Origin of the sequence: Aeromonas sp. S13(2024), assembly GCF_041402405.1 — a bacterium.
In the GTDB taxonomy this organism is placed as follows: Bacteria; Pseudomonadota; Gammaproteobacteria; order Enterobacterales; family Aeromonadaceae; genus Aeromonas; species Aeromonas veronii.
This window is the reverse complement of the sequence record NZ_JBGLRA010000014.1, coordinates 53,015-74,263: the sequence shown is the minus strand read 5'-3', so window position 1 is coordinate 74,263 and position 21,249 is coordinate 53,015. Positions and strand designations below refer to the sequence as shown.

22 protein-coding genes are annotated in these 21,249 nt (G+C 61.2%); 4 read left to right on the top strand and 18 right to left on the bottom strand.

The annotated features are described in order from the left end of the window. The first annotated feature begins 117 nt into the window (after window positions 1-117). The gene (locus tag ACB042_RS16870) at window positions 118-1,155 is read left to right on the top strand and encodes an alkene reductase (protein ID WP_219595164.1); all 1,038 of its coding nucleotides are present in this window, start codon (window positions 118-120) and stop codon (window positions 1,153-1,155) included. 97 nt (window positions 1,156-1,252) lie between these two features. Here the strand turns inward: ACB042_RS16870 and rpoS are convergent, their stop codons facing one another. The 10 genes from rpoS to putP form a co-directional block, all read right to left on the bottom strand. Beyond that, window positions 1,253-2,236, bottom strand: coding sequence for an RNA polymerase sigma factor RpoS (rpoS, locus tag ACB042_RS16865; RefSeq protein ID WP_005335504.1), 984 nt, complete (start codon window positions 2,234-2,236; stop codon window positions 1,253-1,255). 45 nt (window positions 2,237-2,281) lie between these two features. Further along, a complete protein-coding gene (locus ACB042_RS16860; RefSeq protein WP_371178769.1) occupies window positions 2,282-3,352 on the bottom strand; it encodes a LysM peptidoglycan-binding domain-containing protein in 1,071 nt (356 codons plus the stop codon). A 9-nt stretch (window positions 3,353-3,361) separates the two neighbouring features. Further along, window positions 3,362-3,943, bottom strand: coding sequence for a YqaA family protein (locus ACB042_RS16855; RefSeq protein WP_216979432.1), 582 nt, complete (start codon window positions 3,941-3,943; stop codon window positions 3,362-3,364). Next, on the bottom strand, window positions 3,940-4,557 hold the full coding sequence (locus ACB042_RS16850; RefSeq protein ID WP_005335507.1) for a protein-L-isoaspartate(D-aspartate) O-methyltransferase: 618 nt from the start codon (window positions 4,555-4,557) through the stop codon (window positions 3,940-3,942). Before ACB042_RS16850 ends, ACB042_RS16855 begins: the two co-directional genes overlap by 4 nt. A gap of 7 nt (window positions 4,558-4,564) precedes the next feature. Next, window positions 4,565-5,326: a 5'/3'-nucleotidase SurE gene (surE, locus tag ACB042_RS16845; RefSeq protein ID WP_201934041.1), complete on the bottom strand. Its 762-nt coding sequence runs from the start codon at window positions 5,324-5,326 to the stop codon at window positions 4,565-4,567. Next, complete coding sequence (gene truD, locus ACB042_RS16840) at window positions 5,307-6,365, bottom strand: tRNA pseudouridine(13) synthase TruD (RefSeq protein WP_371178768.1); 1,059 nt, start codon at window positions 6,363-6,365, stop codon at window positions 5,307-5,309. The genes surE and truD overlap by 20 nt, the downstream gene beginning before the upstream one ends. Beyond that, window positions 6,365-6,841, bottom strand: a complete 477-nt coding sequence (ispF, locus tag ACB042_RS16835) for a 2-C-methyl-D-erythritol 2,4-cyclodiphosphate synthase (protein WP_371178767.1) — start codon at window positions 6,839-6,841, stop codon at window positions 6,365-6,367. Before ispF ends, truD begins: the two co-directional genes overlap by 1 nt. Window positions 6,842-6,987: 146 nt before the next feature. Further along, window positions 6,988-7,680: a 2-C-methyl-D-erythritol 4-phosphate cytidylyltransferase gene (gene ispD, locus ACB042_RS16830; protein WP_021229511.1), complete on the bottom strand. Its 693-nt coding sequence runs from the start codon at window positions 7,678-7,680 to the stop codon at window positions 6,988-6,990. After that, entirely contained in the window at window positions 7,673-7,990 is a 318-nt protein-coding gene (gene ftsB / locus ACB042_RS16825) for a cell division protein FtsB (RefSeq protein WP_005335520.1), read from the bottom strand. The genes ispD and ftsB overlap by 8 nt, the downstream gene beginning before the upstream one ends. Before the next feature lie 208 nt (window positions 7,991-8,198). Beyond that, window positions 8,199-9,716 (bottom strand): sodium/proline symporter PutP, encoded by a 1,518-nt coding sequence (gene putP / locus ACB042_RS16820; RefSeq protein ID WP_346215625.1) that lies wholly within the window; start codon window positions 9,714-9,716, stop codon window positions 8,199-8,201. A gap of 326 nt (window positions 9,717-10,042) precedes the next feature. Here putP and ACB042_RS16815 point away from each other — a divergent pair, with 326 nt between their 5' ends. Further along, on the top strand, window positions 10,043-10,936 hold the full coding sequence (locus tag ACB042_RS16815) for a VirK/YbjX family protein (RefSeq protein ID WP_371178766.1): 894 nt from the start codon (window positions 10,043-10,045) through the stop codon (window positions 10,934-10,936). Window positions 10,937-11,005: 69 nt separating this feature from the next. Here ACB042_RS16815 and ACB042_RS16810 read toward each other — a convergent pair whose 3' ends face one another. The 8 genes from ACB042_RS16810 to ACB042_RS16775 form a co-directional block, all read right to left on the bottom strand. Continuing rightward, window positions 11,006-11,932 carry a L,D-transpeptidase family protein gene (locus tag ACB042_RS16810; protein ID WP_005354531.1) on the bottom strand — a complete coding sequence of 309 codons (927 nt, stop codon included), beginning with the start codon at window positions 11,930-11,932 and terminating at the stop codon, window positions 11,006-11,008. 187 nt (window positions 11,933-12,119) lie between these two features. Continuing rightward, a complete protein-coding gene (locus ACB042_RS16805) occupies window positions 12,120-13,361 on the bottom strand; it encodes a mechanosensitive ion channel family protein (RefSeq protein WP_371178765.1) in 1,242 nt (413 codons plus the stop codon). 143 nt (window positions 13,362-13,504) lie between these two features. Then, on the bottom strand, window positions 13,505-14,704 hold the full coding sequence (locus tag ACB042_RS16800) for an acetate kinase (RefSeq protein ID WP_005354534.1): 1,200 nt from the start codon (window positions 14,702-14,704) through the stop codon (window positions 13,505-13,507). A 221-nt stretch (window positions 14,705-14,925) separates the two neighbouring features. After that, on the bottom strand, window positions 14,926-15,396 hold the full coding sequence (locus ACB042_RS16795; protein WP_371178764.1) for a YhcH/YjgK/YiaL family protein: 471 nt from the start codon (window positions 15,394-15,396) through the stop codon (window positions 14,926-14,928). Window positions 15,397-15,710: 314 nt separating this feature from the next. Further along, window positions 15,711-16,817: a 1-acyl-sn-glycerol-3-phosphate acyltransferase gene (locus ACB042_RS16790; protein ID WP_005362790.1), complete on the bottom strand. Its 1,107-nt coding sequence runs from the start codon at window positions 16,815-16,817 to the stop codon at window positions 15,711-15,713. 130 nt (window positions 16,818-16,947) lie between these two features. Further along, window positions 16,948-17,646 (bottom strand): aspartate/glutamate racemase family protein, encoded by a 699-nt coding sequence (locus ACB042_RS16785; RefSeq protein WP_150996143.1) that lies wholly within the window; start codon window positions 17,644-17,646, stop codon window positions 16,948-16,950. A gap of 126 nt (window positions 17,647-17,772) precedes the next feature. After that, window positions 17,773-18,363, bottom strand: coding sequence for a LysE family translocator (locus ACB042_RS16780; RefSeq protein WP_371178763.1), 591 nt, complete (start codon window positions 18,361-18,363; stop codon window positions 17,773-17,775). Window positions 18,364-18,488: 125 nt separating this feature from the next. Continuing rightward, window positions 18,489-19,085 carry a LysE family translocator gene (locus ACB042_RS16775; protein ID WP_371178762.1) on the bottom strand — a complete coding sequence of 199 codons (597 nt, stop codon included), beginning with the start codon at window positions 19,083-19,085 and terminating at the stop codon, window positions 18,489-18,491. A gap of 116 nt (window positions 19,086-19,201) precedes the next feature. Between ACB042_RS16775 and ACB042_RS16770 the strand changes: the two genes are divergently transcribed. Beyond that, entirely contained in the window at window positions 19,202-20,578 is a 1,377-nt protein-coding gene (locus ACB042_RS16770) for a PLP-dependent aminotransferase family protein (RefSeq protein WP_371178761.1), read from the top strand. Between the two features lie 53 nt (window positions 20,579-20,631). Continuing rightward, window positions 20,632-21,099 carry a hypothetical protein gene (locus tag ACB042_RS16765; RefSeq protein WP_371178760.1) on the top strand — a complete coding sequence of 156 codons (468 nt, stop codon included), beginning with the start codon at window positions 20,632-20,634 and terminating at the stop codon, window positions 21,097-21,099. Window positions 21,100-21,249 lie beyond the last annotated feature (150 nt).

Below are 21,249 nucleotides of genomic sequence, written 5' to 3'. Positions count from 1 at the left end.
ACCCCAGCCGCCCGCTCGGGCCAACCTTCTTGAACGCGCATTCAAAAAAAGCTTGCGCCCGACGCAAAAAACGTCTTGAATGCACGTTCAAGAATAACCCGTTCAGGACAACCTATCATGAATACCCTGTTTCAGCCGTATCGACTCAATGACACTCTGACCCTGGCCAACCGTTTCATGATGGCCCCGCTCACCCGCTGCATGGCAGGCCCAGGTCTGGTGCCGACCGAGCAGATGGCAGCCTATTACGGCCGCCGCGCCGACATCGGCCTGATTGTTTCCGAGGCCGTCATCATCCGCCCCGATGCGCAGGGCTACCCCAATACACCGGGCCTCTTCACCCAGGCGCAGATCGATGGCTGGAAGAAAGTGACCAGCGCCGTACATGCCAAGGGCGGCAAGATCTTCGCCCAGCTGTGGCACGTCGGCCGCCTCTCCCACCCCTTCTTCCATCAGGCTGAAGTGTTGGCCCCCTCTGCCGTGGCGCACGAGGGCACTGTGCCCCGCATGCGCGAACTGACCTATCAGGTGCCGCGCGCCCTGACCGAGGCCGAAATAGCCCAACTGGTACAGGATTACGCCCAAGCCGCAGCCAACGCAATCGAGGCGGGCTTTGACGGGGTGGAGATCCACGGTGCCAACGGCTACCTGATCGACCAGTTCCTGCACCACTCCACCAACCTGCGTACTGACAACTACGGTGGCAGCCCGGAAAAGATGAGCCGCTTCGCGCTGGAAGTGGTCGATGCCATCAGCGCCCGTATCGGTGGTGATCGGGTAGGTATTCGCCTCTCCCCGGGTGCCTATGTCCATCTGGCGGGCAGCCCGGAAGATCGCGCCGTGTTCGACTATCTGCTGGGTAAGCTCAACGATCGCCCGCTGGCCTATATCCACCTCGGCATCTTTGATGACAACCTCACCTTCGATTATCTGGGTGGCCGTGCCTCCGACTATCTGCGCGCCCACTACAAGGGCAATCTGGTCGGTGTGGGCAACTACGACGCCGAGCGCGCCGCTACGGCCATCGAGGCTAACCGCTTCGATCTGGTGGCTATCGGCCGTCCGCTTATCGCCAACCCGGACTACCTCACCAAGGTGAAGAAGGGAGAAGCGCTGGTGCCCTACGCCGACACCATGCTGGCCGAGCTGGTATAACCGCGAAGCCATCGCCAGACGACAGGCAATAAAAAACGAGGGGAGCTGTTGCTCCCCTCGTGCTATCTGGCTGATGCGCTGATCAGTTGGTGCGGACTTAATTGGTGCGGAAGAGGGCCTCAATGGAGAGCCCCTGGCTAAGCAGGATCTCCCGCAGACGGCGCAGCCCCTCGACCTGGATCTGGCGTACCCGCTCGCGGGTCAGGCCAATCTCGGCCCCCACATCCTCGAGGGTGGCGGGCTCGTAACCCAGCAGACCGAAACGACGAGCCAGCACTTCCCGCTGCTTGGGATTGAGCTCCTCCAGCCAGTGCACGATGCTGCTACGCATATCATCTTCCTGTGACTCCAGCTCAGGCCCCATGCCACGCTCGTCGGAGAGCACATCCAGCAACGCCTTGTCGCGATCGCCGCCGATGGGGGTGTCCACCGAGGTGATCTTCTCGTTGAGCTTGAGCATGCGATTCACATCGTCCACCGAACGATCCAGCGCGAAGGCAATGTCCTCGGCGGTCGGTTCATGATCGAGACGGTGAGAGAGTTCGCGCGCGGTGCGCAGGTAAACGTTTAACTCCTTGACCACATGAATGGGCAGACGGATGGTGCGGGTCTGGTTCATGATGGCCCGCTCGATGGTCTGGCGGATCCACCAAGTGGCATAGGTGGAGAAACGGAAGCCGCGCTCGGGGTCGAACTTCTCGACCGCACGGATAAGACCGAGGTTGCCCTCTTCGATAAGATCCAGCAGCACCAGGCCGCGGTTGTTGTAACGACGGGCGATTTTCACCACCAGTCGCAGGTTGGACTCGATCATGCGCTTGCGGGCAGCTTTGTCACCCCGCAAGGCACGACGGGCGTAGTAGACTTCCTCTTCGGCAGTGAGCAGCGGGGAGAAGCCAATCTCCCCCAGATAGAGTTGCGTGGCATCCATCACCTTGTTCAGTTCCGGTGCCAGCAACTCATCGGAGATAGTCTCGTCCGCCTCGGCGGCTACCTCCTGCAACTCTTCTACCTCGTGAGATTCGGGTTCAGCGTCAAACTCTAACTCTGCATCCTGCATTACCAGTTGTTCTTGGCTCATGGTGTGTCTCCCTGACGTTACCAGAGTAAGACGGTCTCTCTGGGGTTAACGCTTTGGCAAATAGCTCATCGGATTGATCGACTTGCCTCTGTACCGGATCTCGAAATGCAATCGCACATCCGGCGCGTCCGTGCTACCCATGTTGGCAATGACCGAGCCCCCCTTGACGCTGTCCCCTTCCTTCACCCGCAACTCGTCGTTGTGTGCGTAAGCGGAGAGATAGTCATCATCATGCTTGAGGATAATCAGCTTGCCGTACCCCCTTAAAGCACTGCCAGCGTATACCACTTTACCGCTGCTGGCGGCGTAGACAGGTTGCCCCTTCTGGCCGGCTATGTCGATCCCCTTGTTACCCTGTTCTGCAACAGAGAACCCCTCGACAATCCGGCCTTTTGCGGGCCAGTGCCAAGCAAGTCTCGACTGGGAGTTGTTTGTTTTTTGTTCTTTGACCTGAGCGTATTCCTTCGGTGCTGCCGGAGCAACGGATTTCTGAGAGATGAACGGCGTGGTCTGACCAGATCCACTCGGCTCGGCCAACGGACGCGGACCGCTGCTCGGACGGCTCACGGCCACCGGCGTCACGGTTGCCGGACGAGTCGCAGCCACCATCTGGGTCGAACCGCCGCCTGCGGTCTGGACATTGAGCACCTGACCCGGTTGCAGCGCATAGGGGGCGCTCAGGTTGTTGCTCTGGGCCAGCGCCTGCGGCGTCATGCCGAACTGGCGGCCGATGCTGCTCAGGGTATCGCCGCGGCGCACCTCATAGGTACCGGCACTGCGGCTGCTGCCAACACTGGCACTGGAGCCATCGAGGCGCAGCCGCTGCCCCGGATAGATGTTGTAGGGCGGGCTGATATTGTTGAGGCTGGCCAGTGAGGGCACATCATTACCGGAGTTAAAAGCGATGGAGTAGAGAGTATCCCCCTTCTTCACCACATAGCTGCCGCCCTGAATAGGGGCGCTGACCTGGGCACCACTATGGCGAGCCGGAATGGTCGAGACGAACTGATCATCACCGACCCCATCCACCGGAGCTGCAGTTTTACTGGAGGAGCAGGCAAGCAGCAGCCAGGACAACACCACGACACTGCTTCCCTGCCAAATACGCGAACGCATAATGGATCCTTAACGACTAAACCAGAAATAGGCCACCACGGCCAGACCAATACAGAGCCAACCGAGCACATCTACATAGTGCATCAGTTTGCGTTCCATCTTCTCGCCACCCCAACGCATCAGGCCAGCAACCAGGAAAAAGCGCATGCCACGACCGATGAGGGAGGTGATGATGAAGGGCAGCAGAGCCATTTGCAACAACCCAGCCGTCACGGTAAACACCTTGTAGGGGATCGGGGTGAAGCTGGCAATGAAAATGACCCAGATCCCCCACTGCTCAAACCAGTGGCGGGCGATCTCGATCTTTCCCTGATAGCCAACAGACTCCACCAGTGGCAGCACCACCGGATCCCACAAGGCGTAGCCAAGGGCATAGCCAAACAGCGCACCCAGCACCGAGAATACGGTAGCCAGCGTAGCGTAGTGCCACGCCTTGTGCGGCTTGGCGAGCGCCATCGGCGCCAGCATCACATCCACCGGGATCGGCCAGAATACCGATTCGATAAAGGCGGTGATGGAGAGATACCAGGGAGCATGCTTGTGGCGGGCCCACTGCATCACCAGTACGTACAAACGGGAAAACAACTTCACTCAACATCTCCGTCAATCAGGGGAACAAAACGTACCGGCTCCAGAATTCGGCTGGTCAGCTGGGAGCCGGATCGTTCAATCAGCTGCAGGGTCTGCTGACTGTCACCGACAGGCAACACCAGTCGACCCCCTTCGGCCAGTTGATCGGTCAGTGCCGTCGGGATCTCGCTCGCCGCGGCCGTCACCAGAATGGCGTCATAAGGCCCCTTGTTAGGCCACCCCAACCAGCCGTTGCCGTGCTTGGCCGAGACATTGTGCAGATCGAGCTGGCGCAGCCGGCGCCGGGCCTGGAACTGCAGCGACTTGATCCGCTCAACGGTATACACATGCTCCACCAGATGGGCGAGGATCGCCGTCTGGTAACCCGAGCCAGTGCCAATCTCCAGCACATGGGCCGGATTGTTTTGCATCAGCAACTCGGTCATTCGCGCCACCATATAGGGCTGCGAAATGGTCTGGCCGTGGCCAATGGGCAGGGCGGTGTTGTCCCACGCCTTGTGTGCCATGGCCTCGTCCACGAACAGCTGGCGCGGCACTTTCGCGATGGTCGCCAGCACGCGAAAATCGCGAATATCCTGTGCAATGAGCTGATTTAACAGGCGCTGTACTATCACACCACCCTCATCCCTGCAGATCTAACCAGGCCCCCAGACCGGCGAGACTGTCATAGGCAGTCATGTCGATGGTCAGAGGGGTAATCGAGACATAGCCCTGCTCGATGGCGGCAAAATCGGTACCTTCACCGGCATCCTGCTGGCTGCCGGGAGGGCCAATCCAGTAGATGGGCTGGCCACGGGGATCCTCGGTACGGATCACCGACTCCGCCCGGTGGCGATTGCCAAGGCGGGTGGTCTTGATCCCCTTGATCTGTTCGAGGGGCAAGTCCGGCACGTTGACGTTGAGGATCTGATCGGCAGGCAGGGGGTGTTTCATCAGCCCCTTCACCAGCAGGGCCGCATAGTGGGCCGCCGTGGCGAAGTGGGTCTTGCCCACCAACGAGATGGCGATGGAGGGGTAACCAAGATGGCGCCCCTCGGTGGCCGCGGCGACCGTGCCCGAGTAGATGACATCATCTCCCAGGTTGGCACCGTGGTTGATGCCGGCCACCACCATGTCGGGTTCAGGGCGCACCAGCTCGTTGACCGCCAGATGCACGCAGTCGGTCGGCGTCCCCTTCACCGCATAGCTCTCGCACCCATTAAAGCCGTTTTCTGCAATGCGGGTAACCCGCAGCGGTACTTCCAGCGTCAGGGAGTGACTCGCGCCGCTGCGGTTGCGATCCGGCGCCACCACAATGACCTCGCCGCAGGCGCGCAGCGCCTCGCTGAGGGCACGAATCCCCTCGGCATGCACACCATCATCATTACTGACCAGAATTCGCATCGGTCTGATTCCTGAAACCGTGATCGGCCTCTTCGGCCTGCATTAACTCGCGCACCACGCTGGTGGCAAACGCGCCCGCCGGCAGGAAGAAGGAGAGGGTCAGCGCCTCGCCGTCCAGCTGCCAGCTCATCTGCTCCGGCTTGAGCAGCAGGGGGCGCCTGTCCTGATCCAGCCCGGCTTTCTCCAGCCCGTCACACCAATCGCTGTAAGGAGCCAGCACGCCCTGTTCGAACTCGGCAGCGGCGCCCTGACTGGCCAGGCGGCCACGGCCCCACTGGGGCGCGGTCAGCTGCACGTCGCCGGAGGCGAGACGCGCTTCCAGCTCGGGGGTCACGCTCTCTTCGCTGAAGATGGAGTGGCTGCCCTTGAGCATCACGCAATCACCGGCCAGCAGCTGATGGGCCAGCCCCTGCTCGATACGGGCGCTGACAATGGCGTTGAACAGCATGCTGCGGGCGGCAGAGAGGTAGAGGGAACGCTTGTTGCGATCCTTGATCCGCTTGCCGGCAAACATCGCCTTGGCCGCTTCCAGATTGTTGCCATCGCGGCCAAAACGCTGCTCACCATAGTAATTGGGTACGCCCTGAGTGGCGATGGCCTGCAGGCGCGCCTCCAGCCCGTCGGCCTGTTCCAGACCGGTGAGACGCAGGGTGAAGCGGTTACCCTTGAGGTAGCCGACCCGCAATTTGCGGTTGTGACGCCTGGCTTGCAGGATCTGGATGCTGTCGCTCTCGATGACCGACAAGTCCGGCTCGGCCTTGCCTGGCAGGTGAATGCCAAACCACTGCTCGGTCACCGCGTGGCGATCCTTCAGGCCCGCCCAAGTCACCGCATTGCGGTTGACACCGGCCGCATCGGCCAGCAGACCCGCCACCCAGGCGGTGTTCTCGCCGGTTTTGCGCACCCGGACGAAGATGTGCTCCCCTTCACCGCAAGGCTCAAACCCGAGATCTTCATTGACCACGAAGTCGGCGGCCTCGGCCTTGAGGATACCGCGGGCGGTGGGCGCCCCGTGCAGATAGGCAAGTTGTTCCAGCATTATTGTTTCACCAGTAGGACGACGGCTTCGGTGGCGATCCCTTCCTTGCGCCCCGTAAACCCAAGCTGTTCGGTGGTGGTCGCCTTGACGTTCACCCGGTTCAAATCACATTGCAGATCGGCGGCCAGCACGGCGCACATGGCGTCGATATGGGGGGCCATTTTGGGGGCTTGGGCGATGATGGTCACATCCAGGTTGCCGATGGCATACCCCGCCTTCTGTACCCGGGCAAAGACATCACGCAGCAGAATGCGACTGTCGATCCCCTTGAACTCGGCAGCGGTATCGGGGAAGTGGCGACCGATGTCACCGGCACCGATAGCCCCCAGCAGGGCATCGCTTACCGCGTGCAGCACCACATCGCCGTCAGAGTGGGCAACCAGCCCCTGCACGTAGGGAACCGGCACGCCACCCAGCATGCAGGGGCCAACACCACCAAATTTATGAACATCAAAACCATGACCAATGCGCATCATCAGCAGCAACCTCCCAACATGCTGAAACCAACCCCATCAATTTTGTGTACGTCCACACCATGTCCAATCCGGATCATGCTAACTCCTTGTTCGGGCCTGTTTGTTCGAGACACTCTGCTCTGAACGGTCTGTTCTGACTGAGGGGCTTATGCCTGCTGGCTTAAAAACAGCCCCGCCAGCGACAAGTCTTCCGGCCGGGTCACTTTGATATTGTCGGCGCGCCCCTCCACCATCCGCACCGTGAATCCGGCCCGCTCCATGGCGGAGGCCTCGTCGGTGATGGTGGCGCCCAGCAGTAGCCCCTCTTCCAGCGCCCGCTTCAGGGCTCGGGTCGGGAACATCTGCGGCGTCAGGGCATGCCAGAGCTGCTCGCGCTCGACGGTAGCGATGATATTGCCCTCCCCATCGGAGCGCTTCATGGTATCGCGCACCCGACTGCCGAGAATGGCACCGCCGCAGTTCATGGCCGCGGCAATCAGCGCATCGAGATCGCCGTGAGTCAGGCAGGGACGGGCCGCATCATGCACCAGCACCCACTCCCCTTGCGCCACATGGAGACCATTGAGGACGGAAAAGGCGCGCTCGGCGCCCCCCTCGACCCGCACAATCCGCGGGTCGGCCGCCACGGGCAGGGCCTCGAACCAGCGGTCATGGGGCGCCAGCGCCACGATCACCTGGGCGATGGCCGGGTGGGAGAGCAGCCGCTCCAGGGTATGTTCGAGAATGGTTTTACCCGCCAGTTGCAGGTACTGCTTGGGGCAATCGGCCCCCATTCGGCTGCCGATACCGGCGGCAGGGACGATCGCCGTCAGGCCGGATACCCGGCTGGCATCAGTCATCGTAGGGCTCATCGTCCGGCGCTGTCTCTTTGTCTTTCTCTTTGGGGATGATCCGGTAGAAGGTCTCCCCCTGCTTGATGTAACCCAGATCGTTGCGCGACAACTCCTCGATGGCCTCGAGGCCAGAGGTGAGATCATCTATCTCGCGGTAAATGAGGTCGTTACGATCCTTGAGAGTCTGGTTGTCCCGCTGTTGCTGCGAGATGGCCTCCGACAGGTTCTGATAATCGGATAGCCCGTTCTTCCCCAGCCAGAGGTCATATTGCAGTCCCCCCAGCAGGAGGATCAGGATCAGGGTGAATAGCCGCATGCACTAGGTCTCCTTCAGGCGGCCTAGTGTCCCATATTCGGTGCCAAGACAAAAGAAAGCGAGCACCCGGGAGCCACCGGCCGAACATAAAAAAGTGCCCAAGAGTGAATCAGATAGCACAAAGCCCCGCCAAACCGGTGCAAGGATGGCCAACCAGGGCGCTCCTTGTCCGGGGGCGGGGCTCTCAATCAGAAAGCGGTAAGAGGGATCAGTTCACCACGACCGGCTCTCCCGCGCTCTCGGCCGGAGTGTTGTACTCCTCCTCGGCATCTCGGAAACGCTCCAGCATCGCTTTAGAGGGCGCTTCGCCCAGCAGGCTGCCCACCACAATGGCCAGCAGTGCAAACAGGAAGCCCGGGATGATCTCATACAGCCCCAGCCAGCCGAACTGCTTCCAGACGATGACGGTGATGGCACCGACCAGCATGCCCGCCAGCGCGCCGTTGCGGGTCATTCGCGGCCACAGCACCGAGAGCAGCACCACGGGGCCAAAGGCGGCACCGAAACCGGCCCAGGCGTAGCTCACCAGCCCCAGCACCCGGTTCTCCGGATTCATGGCAACGGCGATGGCAATCACCGCGATCAGCAGCACCATCAGGCGACCCACCCACACCAGCTCACGCTGGGAGGCGTTCTTGCGCAGGAAGGGTTTGTAGAGATCCTCTGTGATGGCGCTGGAGCAGACCAGTAATTGACAACTTAGAGTGCTCATCACCGCCGCCAGAATGGCGGAGAGCAGCACACCGGCGATCCAGGGGTTGAACAGGATCTTGGAGAGCTCGATAAAGACCCGTTCCGGGTTGCCGGTCACCCCAGCCGCCACTTCCGGGAAGCGGGCGAAGTAGGCCAGACCGAAGAAGCCGATGGCCACCGCACCAGCGAGGCAGAACACCATCCAGGTCATGCTGATACGGCGGGCATTGGCCATGGAGTGGTGGGAGTCCGCTGCCATGAAACGGGCCAGAATGTGGGGCTGACCGAAGTAACCAAGGCCCCAGGCCATCAACGAGACAATGGCGATCACATCCAGATTCTTGAACATGTCGAGGTTGGTAGCGCTCTTGGCGGCCACCTCGATCATGGCGCTGTCTATCCCGCCGACGGCGATGATGACGAAGACCGGGGTCAGGATCAGGGCGAAGATCATCAGGGTCGCCTGCACCGTGTCGGTCCAGCTCACCGCGAGGAAGCCGCCGAAGAAGGTGTAAGTGATGGTGGCGGCGGCACCGACCCAGAGGGCGGTGTTGTAATCCATGTCGAAGGTGCTCTCGAACAGACGGGCACCGGCCACCACGCCGGAGGCGCAATAGATGGTGAAGAAGAGCAGGATCACCAGCGCCGAGAGAATGCGCAGCACCTTGCTGTGATCTTCAAAGCGGTAGGTGAAATAGTCCGGCAGGGTCAGGGCATTGCGGTTCTTCTCGGTATGTACCCGCAAGCGACCCGCTACCCAGCGCCAGTTGAGGTAGGCGCCGATGACCAGACCGATGGCGATCCAGCTCTCGGAGATGCCGCTGACGAAGACGGCGCCGGGCAGGCCCATCAGCAACCAGCCGCTCATGTCGGAAGCGCCGGCAGAGAGAGCGGTCACCCAGCTCCCCATCCGGCGGCCGCCCAGAATGTAGTCATCAAAGTTGCGGGTGGCGCGATAGGCGACGAAGCCGATCAACACCATTCCGAGGATATACACCAGGAAGGTGATTAACATGGGTGTGCTAGCTGTCATGCAAAACTCCGTTTTGTGTCATTTTCTGCCCGCTCTGGTGACGGGCTCATCCCTAAAAAACCGGCCTAGCTTAATCAGCCGTTCGCGCCAGCTCAATCACTTTTAACAAACACAAAACACAATAAAAACCTTTGCGCATCAAATCATCTGCCACATCAAGAAGATGGCGCCAGATTTCCTGCCGTGGCCGTGGCTGCCATATCGCCGCAACGGCGGCTATTGAGCGTTATGTTTTCACATTTTGTTACTATCCATTTTTTTACAAGCCAGCGCCCCGCTCCTAAACTCCCCGCCCTGTCTCATCACTCCAGTCAGAGGTCGGCACCATGTCATCTCATCTGTCACACCTGCGAACCCTCGCCCGCCGCCTTCATCCGGCGGAGGAGTCGGGTCATCTCATCCGACGGGCCAAGTATGTGGGGCGTCTCTGGCTCAATCCCGGCGCCCGCGCCCTCTATCGCCAGCAGCAGGAGCAACCGCTGCTGGCGCAGGCGATCAGCCGCTTCCCCGATATTCTGGAAAAGCCGATCCACCCCTATCGCCACAAGGGGCTCAGTAAGCGCCTGCGAGCCGGGCTTATCAGCGGCCACTACCAGCAGCTGGCACGTCAGCTGCCCAAGGCGCAACAACTGGCAATCTACAGCGGGCGCGGCCTGCTGCTGGCCCAGTGGCAGAGCGACAAGCTGACGGCACCGCTGACCCTGCAACTGGATTACCAAACCCACATGGGCAAAGAGGGGGAGATGAGCCTGACCCTCAAGCTGGGTGACGCTGCCCTCTATTACATGGCCCTCAATCTGCGCCCCGCACCGAACCCGACCCTCGAGATCTGCTCGCTGCAGGGCGGCAAGGGGCAGAGCGAGGAGATCAAGCAGGTCACCAAGGCGTGCGGCGGGCTGCGCCCCATGTCCCTGCTGGTCTATATGGCCGCCGAGCTGGCCCGGGGACTAGCGTGCAAGAGCCTGCTCGGGATCCGCACCCAAAGCCACGTCTATCAGAGCAGCAAGCGAACCGCCGATCGGGTCAAGTTCGACCTCGACGGCTTGTGGCAGGAGCATCAGGGCAGCGTGCAGGATGAACTCTGGATGAGCCTGCCGCTGGAGGTGCCCCGCAAGACGCTGGAGGAGATCCCCTCCCGCAAGCGGGCCAGCTACAAGGCGCGTTATCAGCTGCTCGATCAGCTCGGCAGCGAACTGCAGACAAATCTGCTGCGAAGCTGAGTCAACCTAGCAGAAACAAAAAGGGCGAACAGCATGCTGTTCGCCCTTTGTCGTGACGGGGATTTGCCGTTAGCGGTTGATCGCCATCGGCATGCCGTTGCGCTGCTCCAGCGCCTGCTTCACCAGTTGGGAGTCGCTGTCGGCGTGGGCAATGAAACGGGTCACCGCCGGAGTCATCGGCAGCGGTGCCGGCAGCTTGGAGTTGAACTCCTCTTCGCTGCGCGACAGCGGCTGATGCACTTCCAGATAGCGGACACCGTTGGGCTCGAGAGAGGCCTTGATCGGCTGGTTGACGAACTGGACGCGGGTACCGACCGGTACCTGCTTGAACAGGTAGGCGATGTCGTCGTTGCGCAGACGCACGCAACCGTGGCTCACCCGCAGGCCGATGCCGAAGTTGGCGTTGGTACCGTGGATGGCGTACATCTTGCCGATGTAGAGGGCAAACAGACCCATGGGGTTGTCCGGACCGGCCGGCCATACCGCAGGCAGGCTCTCGCCACGGGCGGCATATTCGGCATGCATCTTGGCGGTCGGGGTCCAGGTCGGGCCCGCTTTCTTGCGCTGCACGCTGGTCACCCAGTTTTCCGGGGTGTCGGTACCGAGCTGGCCGATGCCGATGGGCAGCACTTCCACCACTTTTTTACCCTTGGGGTAGTAGTAGAGGCGCATCTCGGCCACGTTCAGCACGATCCCTTCACGGGGGGCATCCGGCAGGATCAGTTGCTGGGGGATCACCAGCTTCTCGCCGGTCTGTACCAGCAGGGGATCCGCATCGGGGTTGGCTTCGGTCATGTTGGTCAGCCCCAGCTGGAATTTGGCCGCAATGGCCTCCAGCGGCTGGCCGTTCTCTTCGGCCGGAACCACATATTCCAGATTCTCCCCTACCAGACGGCTGTTGGCCGCAGGCAGAGCATATTCAACAGCGAAAACCGGCGCAGCGGTCAGCAGCAGGCTGTAGCAGAGTGTTGCCACACTATTGCGAAGGAGCTTCATAACTTTCCCATGATGATGACTTGAAGTGACGTCTCTGGGCTGGCAGCTGATCAAGAGGGGATCAGGGGCGCGAAGAGAAGGCCGCCATTTTTCTCCTCTGCACGGCAAATTTCAACTGACAAGTGGCGACGGGTCGATGATTAATATGCGGTTTTTTCCGCGTCCCCGACCCGCCCCATTTCCCTGTCTATCCCCGTTGCCAGGCACGCATATCGTAACCTGTGGGAGATTGATGCAACCGCAGATGAAATTGCTCAATGATGGCGAAGATATGGTCGAAAATATCGGCCTGAATCCCTTCGTAATCGGCCCATGCGGTAGTCGCGGTGAAGCAGTAAATTTCCAGCGGCAGACCGTCTGACGTGGGTGCCAGCTGGCGCACCATCAGGGTCATGTCCTTGCGAATGCCGGGGTGGGCGCGCAGGTAGGCATCCAGGTAGGCGCGCAGGGTACCGAGGTTGGTGAGGTGACGACCGTTGATGGGGCAGCTCAGGGCATCGTTCAGCTGCTGGTTGTACGCGCTCAGCTCCTGCTCCTTGCGACTGAGATAGGGTGCCAGCAGCTGCGCCTGCTTGAGCTGCAACTGCTCCTCGGCCGTCAGAAAGCGCACGCTGGTCATGTCGATATTGACGCTGCGCTTGATGCGGCGGCCGCCGGACTCGGTCATCCCCTGCCAGTTCTTGAAAGAGTCGGAGATCAGGGCATAGGTGGGAATGGTGGTGATGGTCTTGTCCCAGTTCGATACCTTGACCGTGGTGAGGCCGATGTCGGTCACCTCACCATCGGCGCCATACTTGTCCATCTGCAGCCAGTCACCGACGCTCAGCATCCGGTTGGCGGAGAGCTGGATCCCCGCCACCAGCCCGAGGATGGGGTCCTTGAACACCAGCATCAGCACTGCGGTCATGGCACCCAGACCGCTGAACAGGAACAGCGGCGACTTGCCGAGCAGCAGGGCGATCATCAGGATGCCCACCAGAATGCTGCTTACCAGCTTGGCCCCCTGGAAGATGCCGCGCAGGGGCAAATCCCGACCAAGGCGGGTGTAACGGCTCACCGACAACAGGCAGTCGAGCAGGGCGAAGAAGGCCAGCAGCAGGAACAGCAAGATCCAGAGCTGGGCCACCATCTCGATAAGTTTGAGGCTATCCGATTGACGGGGCAGCCAGATCTCCGCCTGACCGAGCAGCACGGCCCCCTGCAACACGAAAGCGAGCCGGTTGAAGAGGCGCTGTTGCAGCTGGGGCGGCAGCCACACCTGCTTGGCCTTGCCGAGGATCCCCACCAGCCGGACCAGCAGCACCCGGTGCAGCGCCATGTGCAGCAGCAACGAGGTGATGACGATAAAGCCCAGCGCGATCACCAGCGCCATCATGCTGGTCACTTCCACCCCAAGGCCCGACAACCAGTTAAAAAACGCCTCTTTCATTGCTCTCTCCCGAACCGGGCAGCCCGCTGGCTGCAAAAACAGTGGTGGTCAGGGTACCGCTCCCCTCCCCCATGTCAAATCGGCGTATGCCAGAAATGACAACGCCCGGCACTGGCCGGGCGTTGTTTCAAAGCGAGGCTGACTTAGCAGACCAGGCTCAGGGCATCGCGAGCGATAACCAGCTCTTCGTTGGTCGGGATCACCATGGCACAACGGCTGTCAGCGGTAGTGATGCGACCTTCGCCACCCAGTACCGCGGCGTTGTTGGCCTCTTTGTCCACCTTGAAGCCAAACAGAGCCAGACGGTTCAGCACCATCTCGCGCACCATGGCGGCGTTCTCACCGATACCACCGGTGAAGACCACGGCGTCCAGACGACCGTCCATCGCAGCGGCATAGGCGCCGACATACTTGGCCACACGGTAGGTGAAGACATCCAGCGCACGCTTGGCACCGGCGTCGGTGGCGTAGTTGGTGGTGACGTAGCGGCAGTCGCTGCTCGCTTCGGTCATCCCCAGCAGACCGGACTCACGGGTCAGGGTGTGGTTGATCTGCTCCACGCTGTAACCGAGCTGGTCGTGCATGAAGAAGACCACGGCCGGATCGATATCACCGGAGCGGGTACCCATCGCCAGACCTTCCAGCGGAGTCAGACCCATGGAGGTGTCAACGGATTCGCCGTTCTTGATGGCGCAGACAGAGGCACCGTTACCCAGGTGGCAGTTGATGATGTTCAGCTCGTTCAACGGCTTGCCCAGCTCTTTCGCGGCTTCTTCCGCGATGTAGCGGTGAGAAGTACCGTGGGCACCGTAACGACGGATACCGTGTTCGCGGTAGAGCTTGTGCGGCAGCGCATAGAGGTAGGCCTCTTGCGGCAGAGTCTGGTGGAAAGCGGTGTCGAAGACGGCCACGTTCTTCTCGGACAGCTGCGGGAACACTTTCAGCGCGGCGCGAATACCGATGAGGTGCGCCGGGTTGTGCAGCGGGGCGAACGGAATGGCGGCTTCGATACCGGCGATCACGCCATCATCAATACGCACGGAACGGGAGAACTGCTCGCCACCGTGTACGATTCGGTGACCGATGGCCACCAGTTGCTCGGCAAGAGTCGGATCCTGCGGCAGGATGTGACCCACGATATGGTCGAGGGCCTCCTGGTGAGCGGCACCCGCTCCCAGCATGGCTTCGCCCTTGACCCCGTGGAGTTTCCATTTGATACGTGCATCATCCAGATTGAAGCATTCGGCCAGGCCGGACAGCATGTCCTCACCTGTTTCGGCGTCCATTACGGCAAATTTCAGGGAAGAGCTACCGCAGTTAAGGATCAATACCAACTTGCTCATTTTCTACATCTTCCTGTGCTTCGGCTTTATGCCGACAGTGTCGTGTCATCCAAAAGAGGATGGGATTCCCCTGCCGGGGGCTTATGGTCGCAGGAGGGTGCGTCCAATTTTTCAATTCTTGCTCTTGAAAGAGTGATCGCAACTTGTGGTGCGTATCACTGGTTTCAATGCTTGCGAGTCTCAACGCATCAGCTGCGCAGGGCTCACCTCAATGGGAATGCTCAGGCGATAGCCAGCAGATCCTTGTGTACCTTGACCACCAGCTTCTTCACCCTGGCGGGCTGATTGAAGGTACAGAGCGGGCGGTGCAGCTCGCCCGGCCAGAAGATGGCGAAATCGCCCGGTTGCAGCGCCAGATAAGTGGTCTGCTCGTCATCGACAAACCAGAGGTCGGGATGGGGATGGTCGGCGCCGTCGCTCACGTAGTCGTGGGGGCCCACACCTATCCACTCTTCACCGCGCAGCAGCAACTGGATATCGAGATACTGCTGATGGAATTCGCCACGGCGATCCGCGGCTGGCTCGGTCAGATCCTCGCTCACCAGACAGAACAGGTTGAGGCCATCAATCTCGGTCTTGCCGAGCGGAGCGTCACCCCAGTGAGCCACGCTCTTCACCACCTCGGCCATAATGCGGGCCAGCGGGGCGGGCAGCGGCGTCCGCTGCAGGGTGTTCAGGCTACCGGTGATCATGGCGTCTGTTTCCTGTTAGGTATATCTGGGCGGCATCTTTGCCAGCCAATGAAAAAGGACCTGTGACAGGTCCTTCAATAATGCCGTCTGCAATCCGTGCAAACCGGTTTAGAGCTTTTGCTCATGTTCAGCTATATGGGCACTGTTACACACTCGTCAGCACCTTGCCAAGAGACATAATCCCATTTTCATAGTGATCGTACCAGCTGAAACCATATTATTCACCACCCTTTCCCCCTCGACTTTGACCAGACGCAAAAACGGGCGCATCAGCGCCCGTTTTTTTCGCAAAACCGTTTAACAACCGGTTTCATTCAAGCCTTTTTGGCGTTTTCCACCGGTTTGGCGTACATGGCCCGCCAGATCGCCTTGTGCTCTTCCGGCACCTCTGACTGACGAGTCAGGAAGGCCGCCTGTTCGATGGTATTGGCCTTGCCGGAGACATCTGCCGCCAGATAGTTGCTGGGGAAGAGGTGGTAACTGCTCCAGATCGCCTTGTCGATCAGCGCGGCCAGTTCGTCCGGATCGCTGAAGCCCTCGGTGATCGGCGCGCCGAAGGAGACGTGTACCCGCCCCTTCATGCCGACGATACCGGCGACGATACTCTCGATATCCTCGAACTCGCCCTTCTCGTAGCTGCCGTTGACCGACTTCTCGTAGAGCTCGCGCGCCTTCGCCTTGTCGGTCGGGTCCAGCTCGTAGCTGATGCTGACCGGTACGATATTGAGGCTGCGCATGTAGTCGACGAAGTCGATCTTCTGCTTCTTGCCGTCGACGTAGAACATCTTGAGGATGGCGGGATCTGTCTTGTCATCGCCATTCTTGGCGCGCCCTTCCTTCTGGGCGATCCAGATGGAGTGACCTTCGTGAACCGAGTTGCCAATATAGGCAGACAGCTCGCCGAGCGCCTTCATCATCTCCCGCGGCCCCTTGGCGGAGCGTTTGACGATAAAGCTCTTGTTGAGCTTCATCAGCTCGGTGGCGCAGGGTTTGCGCAGCAGGTTGTCACCGATGGCGATGCGCACGGTATCGAAACCGTGGGTGTGCAGCCCCCAGTTGACGAAGGCCGGGTCCATGGCGATGTCTCTGTGGTTGGAGACAAAAAGATAGCCCTGCTCTTTCTTAAGATGCTCGATCCCGGAGAAGGTCACCCCCTTGGTGGAGGTGGCGATCATGCGGGACATGTACCGGGTGACCCCCATCTGGACCTGATGCACAGTGGTCACTTTTGACCATTTGCGGCGCAGGAACAGGCGGATCATCGGGCGGATGGCCCAACCCAGCCAGCTCATCAGGGAACCGAAACGATACTTGGCGATGGCGCCGATAAATTCATCATCCTGGATCAGCCGTTCGATGGCTGCCGGCACTTCTTCATCGCGGTAGGGGCGAATATCCGCGAATCTATCTACTTCAGTCACAATGTCAGCCTTGCATGCTAGGAAACCGCAGCCAACCCGCGTTGGCCGGGGAAAATTCAGGGCGCAATTTTACACGCTTTTATGGCAAGGGGTATGAGACAAGCATGAATAGTGAGATCTGACCAGTTTATTAATCGGATGCCAGTGCCAGCGCGACCGCCGCTTCGGCATGGATGGCAGTGGTGTCGTAGAGCGGCACCGCCGCCCGGGCATCCCCCACCAGCAGGGCAATCTCGGTGCAGCCGAGGATCACCGCCTCGGCACCCGCGGCCGCCAGCCCCGCGATAATGGCCAGATACTCGGCCCGCGACGATTCACGGATCTCCCCCAGACAGAGCTCGTCATAAATGATCCTGTGTACCCGCTCCCGCCCGGCCTCATCGGGTACCAGCACCGCCAACCCGAAGCGCTCCTGCAAACGACCCTTGTAAAAATCCTGCTCCATGGTGAAGCGGGTGCCGAGCAGGCCGACCCGGGTTATCCCGTCCGCCTGCAATTTGGCCGCGGTAGCATCGGCAATATGGAGCAGCGGGATATCGATGGCCGCCTCAATCTCGGGCGCCACCTTGTGCATGGTGTTGGTGCCGATCAGCAAGAAATCGGCGCCGCCATCCTGCAACTTGCGCGCCTCCGCCGCCAGCAGGCGGGCGGTAGCGGGCCAGTCACCGGCATGCTGCAACCGCTCGATACCGGCAAAGTCGACGCTATTGAGCAGCACCCGCGCCGAGTGCAAACCGCCGAGCTGTGCGCGCACCCCGCGGTTGAGCGCCTGATAGTAACTGACGGTGGACTCCCAGCTCATGCCACCTAACAGACCGATACATTTCATAGGAACTCCTTTCATCCCAAGGGAGGGCAGAACCACGCTACCTTGCAGGCAAGGTCACGCGGGCGAGATAAAAAAGGCCCCGCAGGGCCAACAAGACAGCCGGTAAAGGCCCGGGCCAACCCCGGGCTAAATCCAGATCATCCCGACACAGGCGGCCGTCGCCAGCCCCATGCCGAAATTGAAACGCCGCCAACCCCGGGCGGTGCGGATGATTTGCCGCACCTGGGCACCAAACAACACCCAGAACGCCCCGGTGTAGAGGCCGGTAATAAAGAAGATCACCAGCACCCAGAGCGCGGAGGGCCAGTAAGCCTCCCCCGCCAGAGTGAAACCGCTGATGGCGGAGAGCGCCATCATCCACGCCTTGGGGTTGAGCAGTTGCAGCATGGCCCCCTGATGGGCGGGAATGAGCGGCCGGTTGCCCTCGGCCGGGCCGCTGGCGGTCGCCACCTTCCACGCCAGCCAGAGCAGATACGCCGAACCGATAAGCTTGAGGCCATCGTGCAGCAGCGGCACCTTCTCGAACACCACGCCAAGCCCCAGCGCGGTGGCGAGGATCATCAGATTGATCCCCCCGACCACCCCCACCAGCAGGGGAATCGTGCGGCGAAAACCCTGCGCCGCCCCGGCGCTGGTGAGCAACATATTGTTGGGCCCCGGCGTGCCGCAGGTAACCAGGGCAAACCCCGCCAGGGGCAGTAACCAGTTCAGATCCATCTCAACCTCTTGTCGATGCAGCGCCCCCGTTATGGGGAAAGCCTTCTAATATGCAGAGCCAACCCCGTGGCGACAAGTCAGAAATGCCTCTTTCTCGGCCACCTCCCCCATCGGCGCAACACGGCTCAATACCAGAGCATCACCACGCAGAGCGCCGTCAGCAGACCGAGGGAGCCGTTGAGTCGCCGCCAGCCCCGATCCGAGCTGATCCAGTTGCTCAGCTGATGGCCGAACAGTACCCAGACAAAGCAGACCGGCAGGGCCACCAGCACAAACATGACCATCACCGCCAGCTGACTCGACCAGTAACTGGCGCCGGGCAGGCTGAACAGACTGATGGCGGAGATCCCCATCATCCACGCCTTGGGGTTGAGGAACTGAAAGCCCAGCCCCTCCAGCATGGTTAGCGGACGGGCGCGCCGGGCCGGATCCCCCGGCGCCCCGGCCACCGCGATACGCCACGCCAACCACAGCAGATAGAGGCTGCCGAAGATCTGCAAACCGAGGCGCAGCAGGGGCCAGCGCTCGAACAGCGGATAGAGCCCCAGCGCCAGCACCAGTTGCAGCACCGGCTGCCCCAATCCGACCCCAAGCAGATGTGGCAGGGTGCGCTGCACCCCGAAGTTGGCGCCGGAGGCCGTCAGCATCAGGTTGTTGGGCCCCGGTGTACCGCAGGTGAGTACGGCAAAACCGAACAGGGTGACATACCACTCCATCGTCATATTGTGACTCCTTGCCCGCCACATTGTATCGATACAATGTGTGCTATTTGGTTGTTACCAGGTTGAAATTCACGCTATATTGACAACAAATTTTGATCAATGGATTTATTGTCACCATGACAATCTGGACGCCCGACCTTACGGCCTTCGATGGCCCCCTCTACCTCAAGCTGGTCAAAGCGATCGAACAGGGGATCGTGAATGGCGAGCTGCCACCGCAGACCCGATTGCCTACCCACCGATCCCTGGCGGATCGTCTGGGTGTCACCGTCGGCACCGTCACCCGCGCCTACAGCGAGGCGGAGCGGCGCGGCCTGCTTGCCGCCCGGGTGGGCCACGGCACCTGGGTCAAGGGAGCGAACACGGATCCCGCCAATGAGTGGGTGATCCGCCAGGAGGAGGGGCACCGCATCGAGCTGTGGCAAAACCTGCCGGTACAGCTGGATCGGGCGGCCATCATTCGCCCCATGTTGGGGGAAGTGGCGGACGGGGATCTCAACGCCCTGCTCGGCTACGACAAGGAGGCGGGACGACCGGATCAGCGCCAGCTGTTTGTCGACTGGCTGGCGGAGCAAGGGGTGGCCTGCAGTGAGGATCGCCTGCTGTTCAGCCACGGCGCCCAGCACGGCATCATGCTGGCGCTGCTGGCGACCAATTGCGTGGGGGAGACCATCCTGTGCGAGGGGCTAAGCTATCCCGGTATGCTGGGCAATGCCCGCCAGCTGAAGAATCAGGTGATGGGGCTCGCGATGGACGAGGAGGGGCTGCTGCCCGAGGCGCTGGACGCCGCCTGCCGCACCCGCCGGGCCAAGCAGCTCTACCTCACCCCGACCCTGCAAAACCCTACCACCGCCATCATGAGTCTGGCGCGGCGGGAGGCCATCGTCGCCATCGCCCGTCGCCACGATCTGCTGATCATCGAGGATGACGTCAACGGCCTGCTGCCCCAGCAACCTGTGATCCCTCTGGTCAATCTGGCGCCGGAGCGGGTCATCTATCTGGGCAGTCTGGCCAAGATCGCCTGCGGCGGCCTGCGGGTGGGCTTCGTGCTGACGCCCCCTGCCCTGCGCAGCGCCTTCGCCCAGACCATGCGGCTGTCGAGCTGGATGGTGAGCCCGCTGTTGATCGAGCTCGCCTGCAAAATGGTCAGTCAGCGCCAGATCATGCCGCTGGTCGAGCAGCAGCGGGAGATCCTCAAACGCCGTGGCGAACTGCTGCGCCACCTGCTGCCTGCCGCCCGCTGGCAGCCGGGCAGCATGCACGCCTGGCTGCCGCTGCCTGAGCCCTGGCGCAGCCAGCAGTTTGCCGCTGCCGCCGACGCCCTTGACGTTGGCGTGGCGAGCGGGGAACACTTCGCCGCCGGTCAGTTTGCCGCTCCGCAGGGGGTGCGCCTGAGCCTGAGCCAACCCGCCACCGACGCCCGGGTCGGCGAAGGGCTGGCCCGTCTGGCCCAACTGCTGCAGGGGACGCCCCCCAGCAATCCCCTGCTATAGTCAGGCCAACCGACCTGACCGTCACGCTTCATCGTCATAGCCAAGGAGATGCCGTGCCCCCCATCAGAGCCACCCTGCTGCTTGCCACCCTGTTGTTGGGTGGCTGCGCCTCGTCAACGACCCACCAGCAGCTGGGGGCCGCGCTCAATGGATTGGAAGGGGAGTTGCAACGACTGGAAGAGGAGCTGGCGGCGATGAACGGCCTGCACTATCAAAAGGCGATCGATGCGCCGCTCAGTTTGCGCCGCGCACTCGGGGCGCTGCAGCCCACCCCAGAGGGGCTGGTGCCGGTGGCCAGCAAGCTGGAAGATGGGCCACTCCTTCACTATCAATACCGACTGCCAGCGGGGATGGCGAGCCTGCCCCAGGACAACCTCTGCCAGCGCTACGAGTTCGAGCTGCGTCATCTGGGCCGCCTCGGCAAGCTGGAATTGAGCTGGCTGGGGGAACAGGGCAAGGGGTCGCGGCTGATCCGCCAGAGCGACTGCCCCTTCGGGACGCAGATCCGCCCTCTGCAATAACAGGTTGCCGCCCTGAGAGGTGGCATAACCGATTGAAATAACAGCCCATAGTGCGCCTTCCAGCACACTGCTGGCTACTGTCAGCTTTTCACTCAGCGAGTGCTGTGCCTATGTTCCTCTTGGGTCTACCATAATCAACCTAATGGTTTG

Excerpts from the sequence above, each read along its gene's own strand:
- ACB042_RS16780 (WP_371178763.1), bottom strand. The coding sequence starts at position 18,363 with ATGGATCTGAACTGGTTACTGCCCCTGGCGGGGTTTGCCCTGGTTACC.
- ACB042_RS16770 (WP_371178761.1), top strand. The coding sequence starts at position 19,202 with ATGACAATCTGGACGCCCGACCTTACGGCCTTCGATGGCCCCCTCTAC.
- putP (WP_346215625.1), bottom strand. The coding sequence starts at position 9,716 with ATGACAGCTAGCACACCCATGTTAATCACCTTCCTGGTGTATATCCTC.
- ispD (WP_021229511.1), bottom strand. The coding sequence starts at position 7,680 with ATGACTGATGCCAGCCGGGTATCCGGCCTGACGGCGATCGTCCCTGCC.
- surE (WP_201934041.1), bottom strand. The coding sequence starts at position 5,326 with ATGCGAATTCTGGTCAGTAATGATGATGGTGTGCATGCCGAGGGGATT.
- ACB042_RS16860 (WP_371178769.1), bottom strand. The coding sequence starts at position 3,352 with ATGCGTTCGCGTATTTGGCAGGGAAGCAGTGTCGTGGTGTTGTCCTGG.
- ACB042_RS16805 (WP_371178765.1), bottom strand. The coding sequence starts at position 13,361 with ATGAAAGAGGCGTTTTTTAACTGGTTGTCGGGCCTTGGGGTGGAAGTG.
- ACB042_RS16870 (WP_219595164.1), top strand. The coding sequence starts at position 118 with ATGAATACCCTGTTTCAGCCGTATCGACTCAATGACACTCTGACCCTG.
- ACB042_RS16810 (WP_005354531.1), bottom strand. The coding sequence starts at position 11,932 with ATGAAGCTCCTTCGCAATAGTGTGGCAACACTCTGCTACAGCCTGCTG.
- truD (WP_371178768.1), bottom strand. The coding sequence starts at position 6,365 with ATGCTGGAACAACTTGCCTATCTGCACGGGGCGCCCACCGCCCGCGGT.
- ACB042_RS16800 (WP_005354534.1), bottom strand. The coding sequence starts at position 14,704 with ATGAGCAAGTTGGTATTGATCCTTAACTGCGGTAGCTCTTCCCTGAAA.
- rpoS (WP_005335504.1), bottom strand. The coding sequence starts at position 2,236 with ATGAGCCAAGAACAACTGGTAATGCAGGATGCAGAGTTAGAGTTTGAC.
- ftsB (WP_005335520.1), bottom strand. The coding sequence starts at position 7,990 with ATGCGGCTATTCACCCTGATCCTGATCCTCCTGCTGGGGGGACTGCAA.
- ACB042_RS16775 (WP_371178762.1), bottom strand. The coding sequence starts at position 19,085 with ATGACGATGGAGTGGTATGTCACCCTGTTCGGTTTTGCCGTACTCACC.
- ACB042_RS16795 (WP_371178764.1), bottom strand. The coding sequence starts at position 15,396 with ATGATCACCGGTAGCCTGAACACCCTGCAGCGGACGCCGCTGCCCGCC.
- ispF (WP_371178767.1), bottom strand. The coding sequence starts at position 6,841 with ATGATGCGCATTGGTCATGGTTTTGATGTTCATAAATTTGGTGGTGTT.
- ACB042_RS16785 (WP_150996143.1), bottom strand. The coding sequence starts at position 17,646 with ATGAAATGTATCGGTCTGTTAGGTGGCATGAGCTGGGAGTCCACCGTC.
- ACB042_RS16815 (WP_371178766.1), top strand. The coding sequence starts at position 10,043 with ATGTCATCTCATCTGTCACACCTGCGAACCCTCGCCCGCCGCCTTCAT.